This window comes from Micromonospora sp. DT44, from assembly GCF_049841635.1.
Lineage (GTDB): Bacteria > Actinomycetota > Actinomycetes > Mycobacteriales > Micromonosporaceae > Micromonospora.
The window spans coordinates 16,680-29,820 of sequence record NZ_JBNCKS010000009.1; the positions used below are offsets into that span (position 1 = coordinate 16,680).

The window sequence follows — 13,141 nt, forward strand, 5'->3', positions numbered from 1 at the left end:
TCATCGCCGTCTCCGAAGCGGTAGCCTTGCCCGGGTGCGAGTACGTGTGGAACAGACTGCCTTACCGGGCATCGGAATGCGTCACGATCTGGTGACCGAATCCGGCCGGCGGCTCGGCGTGGTTTCCCACCGCAACGGCCGACGTGATCTTGTCCTCTACGACCCTGACGATCCCGACGCCTGCCAGGCGGACATCCCGCTGACCGACGACGAGGCCGAGGCTCTGGCCGACATCCTCGGCGCGTCGCTCATGCTCGGTCAGCTCTCCGGGCTGCGCGAGCAGGCCGCCGGGCTGCTCACCGAGCAGATCGCCATTCCGGCAGGGTCGCGGTACGTCAACCGTCCGCTCGCGGACACCAAGGCGCGTACCCGCACCAGCGCCTCCATCGTGGCGGTGCTGCGTGACGGCGAGGTCATCGTCTCGCCGCTCCCCTCGTTCCGCTTCGCCGCCGGTGACGTGGTGGTCGTCGTCGGGACCCGCAGAGGTCTCGACGGTGTGTCCGCCATCCTCGCCGACAGTGACCCGGACGGCTGAGGCGGATGCACGATTTCACCACGCTGCTCATCGAAGTCGGTGCGCTCCTGCTTCTGCTCGGGCTCCTGAGCCGGCTCAGCCGGCGCTTCGGCCTCTCTCCCATCCCCCTCTACCTGCTCGCCGGGCTCGCGTTCGGGCACGGCGGGCTGCTGCCGCTGGACGCCAGCGAGGAGTTCTTCGCGGTCGGCGCCGAGATCGGCGTCATCCTCCTGCTCGTGATGCTCGGCCTGGAGTACTCGGCCAACGAGCTCGTCGGCAACCTGCGCTCGGCGGCACCCGCCGGTCTGATCGACGGGGTGCTCAACGCGCTGCCCGGCGCGGGATTCGCGCTGCTGCTCGGCTGGGACTGGGTGGCCGCCCTCGTACTCGGCGGCATCACCTGGGTCTCCTCGTCCGGCGTGATCGCCAAGGTCCTCGCCGACCTGGGTCGGCTCGGTAACCGCGAGACCCCCGTGATCCTCTCGGTGCTCGTCATCGAGGACCTGGCGATGGCGCTCTACCTGCCGCTGGTCACCGCCGTACTGGCCGGCACCGGCCTGCTCGGCGGCGGGATCGCGCTCACCGTCGCGGTGGGCACGGTGCTGATCGTGCTGGTGGTCGCCATCCGGTACGGCCACCTGATCTCGTCCGCCCTGTCGGCGAAGGACCCGGAGGCGCTGCTGCTCGGCGTACTCGGCCTGACGTTGCTGATCGCGGGCATCGCGGCGTCGCTCCAGGTGTCGGCGGCCGTCGGCGCGTTCCTGGTCGGCATCGCCCTCTCCGGCCCGGTGGCCCACCACGCCACCGAGCTGCTCTCCCCACTGCGGGACCTGTTCGCGGCCGTGTTCTTCGTGTTCTTCGGCCTGACCACCAGCCCGCAGGACATCCCGCCGGTGCTGCTGCCGGCGCTCGCGCTGGCCGTGGTCACCATGGGCACGAAGACGCTCACCGGCTACCTGGCGGCCCGCCGGGTCGGCATCGCCGAACCCGGACGCTGGCGGACCGGTCTCGCACTCGTACCCCGAGGTGAGTTCTCCATCGTCATCGCCGGCCTCGCGGTCGCGGCCGGCAGCGTCGAGCCACGGCTGGCCGCGCTCGCCGCGACGTACGTCCTCATCACCGTGGTGACCGGACCGATCCTGGCCCGGCTGCCCGACTTCCCGTGGTTCAAGCGGTGGTTGCGCAACCGAGCCCTGGCCCAGCGGCGCCAACCGGTTCCCGTCCACGACTGACGTCGACCGCCGCTGTCGTACCTCACGAGGTACGACAGCGGCGCTGGCCAGGGCACCCGAACGGCCGTTCGGGCCGGGCCGGCCAACGGTTGCCGAATTGCGCCTTACGGGTACTACCGCAGTAACCGACGGCGGGTTACCGTTTCGCCCCAGCAGCCAGGGTCCGCAGGCAGCGTTGCCACCCGCGGGCGAGAGCGGAAGGTTGGCCGGTGAGCGTGCAGGAGTCGACGTTCCACGGCTTCGTGAATCCCGTCGATCCGAGCCCGGCGGAGTTGCGAGCTTGGGCGTACCAGCCGGATTCGGTCCCGTTGGCGTCCATGCCGCCCGACTGGGACCTCCTGGTCTCGGGTGACCGGCTGGTGTTGACGCTCTTCGAGCTGGCCATGGACCCGACGTGCCCGGCCCGGCGCTTCGCGCTGCACTGCCTCTACATCTACGCCGCCGACGGCATCCGGACGAACTTCCGGGCCCACCCCAAGCGCCGTTTCCGCAAACTCGTGGAGCAGGCCGAGCGCGACGGCGACGAGCTGATGAGGATCTGGGCGCACAATGGCCGCGTACTGCTGGCCCGGCCGGATCTCTTCGTCTACCGGGACTGGTGCGAGGGCGGCCTGGTCCGCGAGAACCGCCGCCTCGGCTGAGCCCTCACCGCATCCAGCATGACGAACGGGCCGGGACCCCCCGTGGGTCCCGGCCCGTACGTCGGTCGCCGGTCAGTCGCGCTTGCGGTCCGTTTCTGGTCGGGTCGGCTCGCCCTGCTCGGCGAATCGTCCCTCCTTGATCCGGTCGCGGAACGTTCCCTCGGTGACCTTGTCGAACTTCTCGCGGACGGTGGCGGCCAAGCCTTCCAACCGCTCCTCCGTCTGCTGAGCGACTTTCTTCGCCGGCTCCGCCATCGCTTCCCCTCGCCATGCCGGTAGGCCCGAATTAAGCCGTTTGGACCCCGTATCGACAGGTTAACGGAAGCGGCCCGGTCCGCGCCGGAAAATCGGAGCGCGGGCCGGGCCGAGGAAGCGGTACGTGGGGTCAGCGGTCGGTGTTGCGGCGAGGACGCCAGACCACCAACGCGGTGGACGTGCGGTTGGTCGGCACCAGATCCCGACCCGGGAAGCGCGCCAGCGACTCCAACTCGGCCACCCGGCGGTAGGCGGCGTCCAACTCCGCCTCCAACCGCGCGACCCGCTGCTCCGCCTGCTCCAGCAGCCGTTCCAAGCCGATGATCCGCTTGACGCCGGCGAGGTTGATCCCGTCGTCCTGACTGAGCCGCTGCACCTCGCGCAGCAGCACCACGTCCCGGACGCTGTAGCGACGACCACCGCCAGCCGCCCGGCCAGGCTGCACCAGCCCCAGCCGGTCGTACTGGCGCAGAGTCTGCGGGTGCATCCCCGCCATCCGCGCCGCCACCGAGATCATGAGCACCTTGGCCTCGTAGGCAGGGTCACCCGAACCGAGGAACTCGCCCGACATCCCGCTCACCTCCGCGTCCATCCCACCGGACTATCCGACCCGACGCACACGCGCGTCGAGATGTTCCCGCGCCGCCGGAGGACTCTGCTCGGCGAACGCCTCCAGCGCGGCCCGCGCCTCGTCCGTCAGTCGGGCGGGCACCACCACGTCCAGGGTGACCAGCAGATCGCCGGCCTGCCCGTCGCGGCGGACCACGCCCTTGCCCCGGGCCCGCAGCACACGCCCGCTGGGCGTGCCCGGCGGCACCCGCAGCGTCACCGCGCCGTCGAGCGTGGGCACCCGCAGGTCCGTGCCGAGCACGGCCTCCGGGAAGGTCACCGGCACCGTCAACGTCAGGTCGTCGCCGGTACGCCCGAACAACTCGTCCGGTCGAACCTTCACGTGCACGAACAGGTCGCCGGCCGGGCCACCGCGCTCACCCGGCTCACCGCGCCCGGCCAGCCGGATGCGTTGGCCGTCGGCCACCCCGGCCGGGAAGCGCACGTTCATCGTGCGGGTCTTGGTGACCCCGCCGCTGCCGTGGCACTCCGGGCACTTCTCCTCCACCACGGTGCCGACGCCCTGGCAGTTGCCGCACGGCTCGGAGAAGCTGAACGACCCCTGGTTGCGGGTCGTCACCCCGGCCCCGTGGCAGACCGGGCAGGTACGCGGTTGGGTGCCGGGCTTGGCGCCGTTGCCGTGACAGGTGTCGCAGACACCGGGGGCGCGCAACGTCAGCGGCAGGGTCACGCCGCGCACCGCGTCGCCGAAGTCGAGCGCCACTTCGGTCTCGACGTCCCGGCCCCGGGCCGGACCACGCGCCGCGGCCTGCCCACCGGCCTGCCCGCCCGAGAAGATCGAGCTGAACAGGTCCTGGAAACCGGCGCCACCGCCGAAACGGCGATCGCCGCCGCCCGCTCCGCCGCCGAACAGGTCGGAGACGTCGAACGGCATCCCGCCCGGCTGGCTGCCGGCGCGGGCGTTGCGCCGGAACGCGCCCGAACCGAACAGCGAGCGCATCTCGTCGTACTCCCGGCGACGGCCGGCGTCCGACAGCACGTTGTACGCCTCGGAGACGGCCTTGAACCGCTCCTCGGCCTTCGGGTCGCCCGGATTGTGATCCGGGTGCGATTCCCGGGCCAGCTTGCGGTACGTCTTCTTGATGTCATCCGCGGAGGCGGCCTTGTCCACGCCGAGCACGGCGTAGAAGTCCTTCTCGAGCCAGTCCTTCGAACTCACCGGTCCACCCCCTTCCGACCGTCGTGGCCCGGCCGTCCCGCCCACCGCAGCGCGGCGGACGGGACGGCCCGGTCACCGTCTCGCACTATTCCGGATCCGCGACCGCGACCAGCGCGGGGCGCAGCAGCCGCTCACCGAGCTGGTAGCCGCGCCGCATGACCTGCACGCAGGTCGGCTCACTGACCTCGGCCGAGGTCTGGTGCGCGACGGCCTCGTGCCGGGTCGGGTCGAACGGGTCGCCCTGCTCGCCGAACGCGGTCAGGCCGAACTTGCCCAGCGCGGCGGTGAGCTGGTCCGCCACCGTTCCGAACGGTCCGACCAGGTCGCCGTGTTCCCGTGCCCGGTCCAGGTCGTCGAGGATCGGCAGCAGCGCGGCCAGCACCGAGCCGGTCGCCTGCTCCTGCACCAGGGCACGGTCGCGGTCGACCCGCTTGCGGTAGTTGGCGTACTCCGCCGACACCCGCTGCAGGTCCCTGGTCCGCTCGTCGAGGTCGGCGCGGAGCGCCTCCAGCTCGGCGCCGAGCGTGGTCCCCGTGCCGCCGCCGTCCACCGGCTGCGCCGGGGCGTCCACCACCGCCGGACCGGAGGGTTCCGGCCCGTCGGTGGCGTTGACCTCGACCTCAATCTCGTCGACCACTACCTCGGCGTCCTCGACCAGACCCTCGGCCGGTACGCCGGTCTCCGCGTCGGCGGCGGTGCCCTCCGGCTCCGTCGCGTCACTGAGCTTGCGGTTGTTGCGGATGACGACCCGCTCCTCGGCGCCGGTGGCCGGCTCCGTGGGCGCGGAGCCACCCGGCGTCGACCCGGTGTTGTCCGAGTCGGCGGCTCGTGGCTTCTGCGTCATGGGGCTACCTCATCCCTTCGCCGTGGATACGTCTCGGAGGTGGGCAGTCACTTCTTGCCGTCCTCGTCCACGATCTCCGCGTCGACCACGTCGTCCGCCCCACCGGTCTGGGCGCCACCCGGGGCACCGGTCGCGCCGGTCGCACCCGGGCCGGCCTCGCCACCGGGCTGGCCCTGCTCGGCCTGCTGGGCGTAGAGCAGCGAACCCGCCTGCTGGGAGACCTGCGCCAGCTTCTCGTGCGCCGACTTGATCTTCTCGATGTCCTGGCCGCCCAGGGCGCCCCGCAGCTCGCCGAGCGCCTCGTTGAGCTGCTCCCGGTTCTCACCGGGCAGCTTGTCGCCGCTCTCGGCGAGGAACTTCTCGGTCTGCCACTGCAGCGCCTCGGCCACGTTGCGGGTCTCGGCGTCGTCGCGGCGACGCTTGTCCTCCTCCGCGTGCTCCTCGGCGTCCCGGCGCATGCGCTCGATGTCGTCCTTCGGCAGCGAGGAGCCGCCGGTGATCGTCATCTTCTGTTCCTTGCCGGTGCCCAGGTCCTTGGCGTGCACGTTGACGATGCCGTTGGCGTCGATGTCGAAGGCGACCTCGATCTGCGGCACGCCGCGCGGCGCCGGCGGGAGGCCGGTCAGCTCGAAGGTGCCGAGCTTCTTGTTGTAGGCCGCGATCTCCCGCTCGCCCTGGAACACCTGGATCAGCACCGACGGCTGGTTGTCGTCAGCGGTGGTGAACACCTCGGAGCGCTTGGTCGGGATGGTGGTGTTGCGCTCGATGAGCTTGGTGAAGATGCCGCCCTTGGTCTCGATGCCCAGGCTCAGCGGGGTCACGTCGAGCAGCAGGACGTCCTTGACCTCACCCTTGAGCACACCGGCCTGCAGGGCGGCGCCGACGGCGACGACCTCGTCCGGGTTGACGCCCTTGTTCGGGTCGCGGCCGGTGAGCTGCTTGACCAGGTCGGTCACGGCGGGCATCCGGGTCGAACCACCGACGAGGATGACGTGCTCGACGTCCGAGATCTTGATCCCGGCGTCCTTCACGGCCTGCTCGAACGGGCCCTTGCAGCGGTCCAGCAGGTCCTGCGTCATCCGCTGGAACTCGGCGCGGCTGAGCGTCACGTCGAGGTGCAGCGGGCCGGCGGAGCCGGCGGTGATGTACGGCAGGTTGATGTTGGTGGTGGTGGCGGCGGACAGCTCGATCTTGGCCTTCTCGGCGGCCTCACGGAGGCGCTGGAGGGCCATCTTGTCCTGACCGAGGTCGATGCCGTGCTCACCGCGGAACGTCTTGACCAGGTGGTCGATGATCCGCTGGTCCCAGTCGTCGCCACCGAGGTGGTTGTCACCGCTCGTCGACTTGACCTCGATGACGCCCTCGGCCAACTCCAGCAGCGACACGTCGAAGGTGCCGCCACCGAGGTCGAAGACCAGGACGGTCTGCTCCTTGGAGCCCTTGTCCAGCCCGTACGCCAGGGCGGCCGCGGTCGGCTCGTTGACGATCCGCAGCACGTTGAAGCCGGCGATCTCACCGGCCTCCTTGGTGGCCTGCCGCTGGCTGTCGTTGAAGTAGGCCGGGACGGTGATCACCGCGTCGGTGATCTGCTCGCCCAGGTACGCCTCGGCGTCCCGCTTGAGCTTCATCAGGGTCCGGGCCGAGATCTCCTGCGGGGTGTACTTCTTGCCGTCGATGTCGACGGACCAGTTCGTGCCCACCTCACGCTTGACCGAACGGATCGTCCGGTCCGGGTTGGTCACCGCCTGGCGCTTCGCGACCTCACCGACGAGCACCTCGCCGTTGCGGGCGAACGCGACGATCGACGGGGTCGTCCGCGAGCCCTCAGCGTTGGCGATGACGGTGGGCTCACCGCCCTCGAGAACGCTGACGCAGGAGTTCGTCGTGCCGAGGTCGATACCGACCGCACGTGCCATCTTCGCTTCCTCGCTTCGTAAGGTTGTGCAGGTGACGGGCACCGCCCGCGACTGCTTGGCGGGCGCCGCCCGCAGCGGGCCCCACCACAAGTTGAGTGAACTTGACTCAATAGTGCCACGCGCCCGCGAATCGTCAAGTCGACTTGAGCCGACCCGGCGCAACCCAGACGTTATTACCGTCCGGTTGTCTTCCCTTGCATCGGTCGGGCACGCTTTAGCGGTGACGACGCCCGGCGATTCCGCCACCCGTTCCGGCGCGCCCGCCGTCGCCGCCCGCACCGGCCCGCCGGACGCCGCGGAGGAGCCGTCCGTCACCCCCGGGGACGACAGCCTCCCCGGCGCGCTGTCGGGCCTGAGGGCCGCGATCGGCGCGACCCGCTATCCGCTCGCCCTGCCCTCTGCCAGCTCCGCCCGGCACGCCGCCGGTGCCCTCACCGACCAACTCGACGACTACCTGCTGCCCCGACTGGCCCGGCTGGACGCCCCACTGCTCGTGGTCGTCGGCGGCTCTACCGGCGCGGGCAAGTCGACCCTGGTCAACAGCCTGGTCAAGGCCCGGGTCAGCGCCGCCGGTGTGCTGCGACCCACCACTCGCTCCCCGGTGCTGGTGTGCAACCCGGCCGACGCGGCCTGGTTCCGGCAGGGCGACCTGCTGCCCGGGTTGACGCGTACGACCGAGCCGAGCGGCGACCCGCGCTCCCTGCACCTGGTGACCGCTCCGGCCCTCCCCCCGGGCCTCGCGTTCCTCGACGCGCCGGACATCGACTCGGTGGTCGACGCCAACCGCGCGCTCGCGAGTCAACTGCTCGCCGCCGCCGACCTGTGGTTGTTCGTCACCACCGCCGCCCGGTACGCCGACGCGGTGCCGTGGGAGCTGCTGCGCAGCGCGCGGGCCCGGGGTGCCGTGATCGCCATGGTGCTCGACCGCGTACCCGCCGAGGCCAGCGACGAGATCGCCGCCCACCTCGCCGAGATGCTCGCCGCCCAGGATCTGGGCCGCGCCCCGCTGTTCGTGCTGCCGGAGACCTGGGTCGACGGTCAGGGGCTGCTGCCCGAGGGCGTCACGGCGCCGCTGGCCGAGTGGTTCGCCCGCCTCGCCGCCGACGCCGACGCCCGCGCCGCGGTGGTCCGGCAGACGCTCGACGGCGCGCTGGCCGCCCTGCACCCCGCCGTCGAGGAGCTGGCCGACGCCGCCGACGAGCAGGTCACCGCCGCCGACGCGCTGGACGAGAGGGTACGGGCGGCGTACCGCAGTGCCGAACGGACCGTCGAGCAGGGTCTGCGGGACGGTCGACTGCTCCGCGGCGAGGTGCTGGCCCGCTGGCAGGAATTCGTCGGGACGGGCGAGTTCTTCCGCACACTGGAGGCCCGCATTGGGCGTCTACGGGACCGGATGGTGGCCGCCGTCACCGGCCGTCCCGCACCCTCCGCCGAACTGCGCAACGCCATCGAGTCGCAACTCGTCACCCTGCTGCGCGGGGTGGCGTCCGAAGCCGCCGAATCCGCGTACACCGGGTGGAAGGCGCACCCGGCCGGCGCGGACCTGCTCGATCCGGCGCTCGCCCACCCGAGTGGCGACCTGCCCGAACGCGCCGAGCGGATGGTCCGGGACTGGCAACGCGGAGTGCTGGAGCTGGTCCGCGTCGAGGGCGGCGACAAGCGCTTCGTGGCCCGCACTGCCGCGTACGCGGTGAACGCCACCGGGCTGGCCGTCATGATCGCCGTATTCGCCTCGACCGCGTTCATCCCCACCGGGTTGGAGGTGGCGACGGGGGCCGGCACAACGGTCGCCGCACAGGCCGTACTCCAGGCGATCTTCGGTGACCAGGCGGTGCGTACCCTCGCCGCCAAGGCCCGGGTCGACCTCCTGGCGCGGGTGCGGACGCTGCTGGACGCGGAGGCCGACCGCTTCCTCACCCGCACCGCCGACGCCCGGCCCGCCGAGGCGGCCGGCGACACGCTGCGCCAGGCTGCCGGGCGGGTCGAACTGGCCCGGCACCGCAGTGGCCTGGCCAGCGACGAGGAGAGTTCGCGATGAGCAACATCGCCGGCCGGGTACGCGAGGCCCTCCGCGGCAACCAGCGGATCGACGCAGACGGGCTGATCGCCCGCCTGGACGCCGTACGCCGCCTCCTGACCGCCGTCGACGGTCTGCTGCCCGACGCCGAACTGGTGCCCGCGCACACCCTGGTCGAACGGGCCGGCACCCGGCTCGCGCTGTCCCGCGACCACACCGTCGTCGCCCTCGCCGGCGCGACCGGAAGCGGCAAGTCCAGCCTGTTCAACGCGCTGGCCCAGCTCGAACTCTCACCGGTCGGCGTCCGCCGACCCACCACCGGCGTGACGCACGCGTGCGTGTGGGGGCCACTGGAGGACGCCAACCGGCTGCTCGACTGGATCGGGGTGCTGCCCCGACACCGCTTCGTCCGCGAGAGCGCGCTCGACGGCGACGACGAGACGCCCTTGCACGGCCTGATCCTGCTCGACCTGCCCGACTTCGACTCGGTCCAGCGGTCCCACCGCCTCGAGGTGGACCGGTTGCTCGGCCTCGTCGACCAAGTGGTCTGGGTGGTCGACCCGCAGAAGTACGCCGACCGGGTCATCCACGACAGCTACCTGCGCGAGTTCCACCGGCACCGGGACGTCACCCTGGTCGTGCTCAACCAGGCCGACCGGCTGCCGGTGGCCGAGCTGCCGCGCGTCCTGGACGACCTGCGCCGACTGCTCGACTCCGACGGGCTGACCGGCGTACCCCTGCTCGCCACCACCGCCATCGACCCGGACGGGATAGTCGGGCTGCGCACCGCGCTGGAGCGTACGGTCGCCGAGCGGCAGGCCGCCCTGCGTCGACTGGCCGGCGACGTCGACAGCGTCGTCGCCGGGCTGGACGAGATGATCGGCTCGGCCCGGCCGGGAGGCGGTCTGGACGACGCGACCGTCGCCGGGTTGAACCGGGCACTGGCCGGCGCCGCCGGAGTACCGGCGGTGAGCGAGGCGGTGGAGCGGGCGTACCGACATCGGGCCGGCGCGGCCACCGGCTGGCCGGTGGTCCGGGGCTGGCGGCGACTGCGGCCCGACCCGCTTCGCCGGCTGCACCTGCCCGGCCCGGCCGGCGCGGACGCCGACCCCGCCGAGAGCCTGGTGGCGGCCACCTCGGTGCCCGATCCGACGGCCGCCCAACGATCGGCACTCGGTCTGGCGATCCGTGCGGTGGCCGACCGGACCGGCGGCGACCTGCCCGCCGCCTGGCCGACGGCGGTGACCTCCGCCGCCCGGTCCCGCCTCGACGACCTGCCGGACGCGCTGGACCGCGCGATCGCCGGCACGGACCTCGGCCTCGCCCATCAGCCGGTGTGGTGGCGGGTCGTCGGTGGCGTGCAGTGGCTGGTCACCCTGGCCGCCGCGGTCGGTCTGGGCTGGTTGGCGCTCGGCTACGCGCTGCGGGCGCTCGGCCTTCCCGCGCTGGACAACCCCATGGTCGGCCAGGTGCCGATGCCGACCGTGTTGCTGCTCGGCGGCCTGCTGGCCGGGCTACTGACGGCGGCGCTGACCCGACCGGTCGTGCGCTGGGCGGCCCAACGGGCGCGGGCCCGCGCCCGGCAGCGGCTGACGGTCCGGGTCGCCGAGGTCGGCGAGGAGTACGTGCTCGCCCCGGTAAGGATCGTGCTCGCCTCGTACGCGCAGGCGCGCGACGCGCTCAGTGAGGCTGCCCGCCGCTGACGCCTCTGCGTACGCCCCGAGCGGCGTAGGGTCGAAGCATGGCCACGCCTCAGACCCCTTACGACGCGGTGCTGCACGCCGCACGCGACGTGACCAAGCTGGAGTCCGCCCTCGACGCCGAGATGCTCGGCAGCGCACTGCTGGGCAGTATCTACGCAATCGCGGAGACCGACCGCGACACCGCCGTGCGGGAGTTCGTCACCGGTTTCCTCGCCGCCACCGCCCGCCGCCGGATCGCGGCGGCGACCACCATCCGCCAGGTCTTCGCCGCGCTCGTTCCGACCGCCGAAGGCGTCGAGCGGGTACGCCCCGGCAGCCAGGCCCCCGCCTGGTCCAGCCAGCTCACCCGGGTGCACCTCACCGGCAGCTGGGCGTACGGCGACGTCTACGGCGACCAGACCTCCTACCTCGCCACCTTCGCGTACGACGACGCGGCCGGAGGCCCGGAGCACGCGCTGGTGGCCCTCGTCGACCACAACATCGGGATCACCAAGGACATCTTCGTGGGCGGGCCCGCCGAACGGATCCTCGACCAGGTCCGGCAGATGTGCGCGGACGACGAGCTGACCTGGTTCCGCACCGAGGACCCGTCCCGGCTGCGGGGCGAGGTGGCCCGTCACCTCTCGGTCACCGACGACCTGGGCGAGCTGCCCGGCGAGGGCTCGCTCGCCACCGACCGCGCGCTCGTGGGCGCCCGGCTCGCGGTGCTGCCCATGGCCGCCGTGCCGACCGGCCCGGCCGAGGTCGAACCGCTGTCCGCCGCCGAGCGCACCGACCTGGTCCGGCGGTTCCTCGCGTCGCCAGAGGCCGCCCGGTTAGGGCTCGACAGCGTCGACGGTCCCGAGCTCGCCTCGCTGCACTTCTGCCTGAGCCTGCTGCTGGACCACGCGGCGTCCTTCCCCGACTCCGACCCGATGCGGTGGAGTCCGGCGGTGTCCGGGCTCTTCCTGCTCGACTGGGTGCACCGCCGTGCCGTGCTCGACATGGACGACGCTGCGATGCTGCCCCGGGTGCTGCGCGCCTGGGCCCGGTACGCGTCACAGCAGCGCGGGCTGCCCGAGGCCGCCGCCGAGCGGACCGACGAGGCGATCGAGGAGATGGTGCCGGAGTTCGCGCGGCTCTACTCGACCGGCGAGCGGCGTAGCCCGGCCACGGCGGCCGTCGCGCAACTCATGGCCGACGGCGTGGACCCGGACGACCCGGCCGCGCTCGACGCCTGGATCGAGGCGAACCGGCACCGACTCGCCGACGACGGCGCCTGACGGACCCATCGGGCGGGTGGCAGCACCAGGCCACCCGCCCGATGGGGTCCGCTCGGCCGCTTGGGTTGCCCGCTCAGCTCCGCTCGGCCGCTTGGGTTCGCCCGCTCAGCGCAGGGCACCGAAGACGACGGCGGCGATCAGCGCGCCGAGTACCCCGCCGGCGAGCACCTGCGCGACGGTGTGGTCCCGCAGGCGTACCCGGGCCCAGCCGACCACGCCCAACAGCGGCGCGGCGACCAGGAGCCCGCGTCCGAAGGTCAACGCCAGAATGACCAGGGTGCCGGCGGAGACCGCCGAGTGGATCGACATCTTCCACCAGTGGCTCACCGACACGGCGACCACCAGTCCGACCAGCCCCGCCACCGCCAGCGCCAGCAGGGGCCGTGGCGCGCCGAGGACGACGAGCAGGGCGAGCCCGGCGGTGACCGAGCCGAGTCCGACCAGCAGGGGCACCCGGCGCTGCTCCCGACGGCCGATGTGGTGGTCGGTGAGTCGCCCCCGGCGGACCCCACCGACGATGTAGGCGAACGGGATGCCGGTGACGAATACCGTCGCGAGCAGGCCCCACACCAGCCCTCGAACGCTGTCCCGACTGCTGTGCCAGCTCACGGTGATGATCAGCAGCGATACCAGCACGGCCGGCGCGGTCAGCTCGGTGACGAGCCGGGCGACCCGCAGCCCCGGACCGGGACGAGGGGCGACCGGGCGGGGTTCCGCACCGCCGCCCACGCCACCCCCCGGCTACTCGCCACCGCTGACCAGCGCCGTCTCGGCGGCACCTGCCCGTCACCGTACCGCCGAGACGGCCTTCGGATGCACGGGTCCGGCCGCCGACGGACGCGCCCGCCCGCCCCCTCCCCCGAACGGCCCCCGCGGTCGCCCGTGGTGATCAAGAAGTTTGCGTCACCGCGACCGCGATCCTTGACGCAAAGCTCTTGATCACCGGGAGGGACCGCAGGGGTGGGCTG

Annotated in this window: 12 protein-coding genes; 6 read left to right on the forward strand and 6 right to left on the reverse strand. The window is 72.4% G+C overall.

Features of this window, described 5'->3' with window-relative positions:
• The first annotated feature begins 34 nt into the window (after nucleotides 1–34).
• The 3 genes from ACLQ25_RS07240 to ACLQ25_RS07250 all read left to right on the forward strand — a co-directional run bounded on the left by ACLQ25_RS07240 (nucleotide 35) and on the right by ACLQ25_RS07250 (nucleotide 2,387).
• Complete coding sequence (locus tag ACLQ25_RS07240) at nucleotides 35–535, forward strand: cation:proton antiporter regulatory subunit (protein WP_425730120.1); 501 nt, start codon at nucleotides 35–37, stop codon at nucleotides 533–535.
• 5 nt (nucleotides 536–540) lie between these two features.
• Nucleotides 541–1,746, forward strand: a complete 1,206-nt coding sequence (locus tag ACLQ25_RS07245) for a cation:proton antiporter (RefSeq protein WP_425730121.1) — start codon at nucleotides 541–543, stop codon at nucleotides 1,744–1,746.
• Nucleotides 1,747–1,955: 209 nt separating this feature from the next.
• The gene (locus ACLQ25_RS07250; RefSeq protein ID WP_425730122.1) at nucleotides 1,956–2,387 is read left to right on the forward strand and encodes a hypothetical protein; all 432 of its coding nucleotides are present in this window, start codon (nucleotides 1,956–1,958) and stop codon (nucleotides 2,385–2,387) included.
• 72 nt (nucleotides 2,388–2,459) lie between these two features.
• On the opposite strand, the gene ACLQ25_RS07255 is transcribed toward ACLQ25_RS07250, so the two are convergent.
• The 5 genes from ACLQ25_RS07255 to dnaK all read right to left on the reverse strand — a co-directional run bounded on the left by ACLQ25_RS07255 (nucleotide 2,460) and on the right by dnaK (nucleotide 7,191).
• The gene (locus ACLQ25_RS07255; RefSeq protein WP_425730123.1) at nucleotides 2,460–2,642 is read right to left on the reverse strand and encodes a hypothetical protein; all 183 of its coding nucleotides are present in this window, start codon (nucleotides 2,640–2,642) and stop codon (nucleotides 2,460–2,462) included.
• 130 nt (nucleotides 2,643–2,772) lie between these two features.
• Complete coding sequence (locus ACLQ25_RS07260) at nucleotides 2,773–3,213, reverse strand: heat shock protein transcriptional repressor HspR (protein WP_425730214.1); 441 nt, start codon at nucleotides 3,211–3,213, stop codon at nucleotides 2,773–2,775.
• A 30-nt stretch (nucleotides 3,214–3,243) separates the two neighbouring features.
• Nucleotides 3,244–4,431 (reverse strand): molecular chaperone DnaJ, encoded by a 1,188-nt coding sequence (gene dnaJ / locus ACLQ25_RS07265; RefSeq protein WP_425730124.1) that lies wholly within the window; start codon nucleotides 4,429–4,431, stop codon nucleotides 3,244–3,246.
• Nucleotides 4,432–4,516: 85 nt separating this feature from the next.
• Nucleotides 4,517–5,275, reverse strand: coding sequence for a nucleotide exchange factor GrpE (gene grpE / locus ACLQ25_RS07270; protein WP_425730125.1), 759 nt, complete (start codon nucleotides 5,273–5,275; stop codon nucleotides 4,517–4,519).
• Between the two features lie 47 nt (nucleotides 5,276–5,322).
• Nucleotides 5,323–7,191 (reverse strand): molecular chaperone DnaK, encoded by a 1,869-nt coding sequence (gene dnaK / locus ACLQ25_RS07275; RefSeq protein WP_425730126.1) that lies wholly within the window; start codon nucleotides 7,189–7,191, stop codon nucleotides 5,323–5,325.
• Between the two features lie 220 nt (nucleotides 7,192–7,411).
• Between dnaK and ACLQ25_RS07280 the strand changes: the two genes are divergently transcribed.
• The 3 genes from ACLQ25_RS07280 to ACLQ25_RS07290 are packed head-to-tail and all read left to right on the forward strand — an operon-like array spanning nucleotide 7,412 to nucleotide 12,173.
• Nucleotides 7,412–9,229 carry an ABC transporter gene (locus ACLQ25_RS07280; RefSeq protein WP_425730127.1) on the forward strand — a complete coding sequence of 606 codons (1,818 nt, stop codon included), beginning with the start codon at nucleotides 7,412–7,414 and terminating at the stop codon, nucleotides 9,227–9,229.
• Nucleotides 9,226–10,911, forward strand: a complete 1,686-nt coding sequence (locus ACLQ25_RS07285; RefSeq protein WP_425730128.1) for a GTPase — start codon at nucleotides 9,226–9,228, stop codon at nucleotides 10,909–10,911. The genes ACLQ25_RS07280 and ACLQ25_RS07285 overlap by 4 nt, the downstream gene beginning before the upstream one ends.
• A gap of 38 nt (nucleotides 10,912–10,949) precedes the next feature.
• Nucleotides 10,950–12,173, forward strand: a complete 1,224-nt coding sequence (locus ACLQ25_RS07290) for a hypothetical protein (RefSeq protein ID WP_425730129.1) — start codon at nucleotides 10,950–10,952, stop codon at nucleotides 12,171–12,173.
• A gap of 105 nt (nucleotides 12,174–12,278) precedes the next feature.
• Here the strand turns inward: ACLQ25_RS07290 and ACLQ25_RS07295 are convergent, their stop codons facing one another.
• A complete protein-coding gene (locus tag ACLQ25_RS07295) occupies nucleotides 12,279–12,902 on the reverse strand; it encodes a phosphoesterase PA-phosphatase (RefSeq protein WP_355048472.1) in 624 nt (207 codons plus the stop codon).
• Nucleotides 12,903–13,141: the final 239 nt, after the last annotated feature.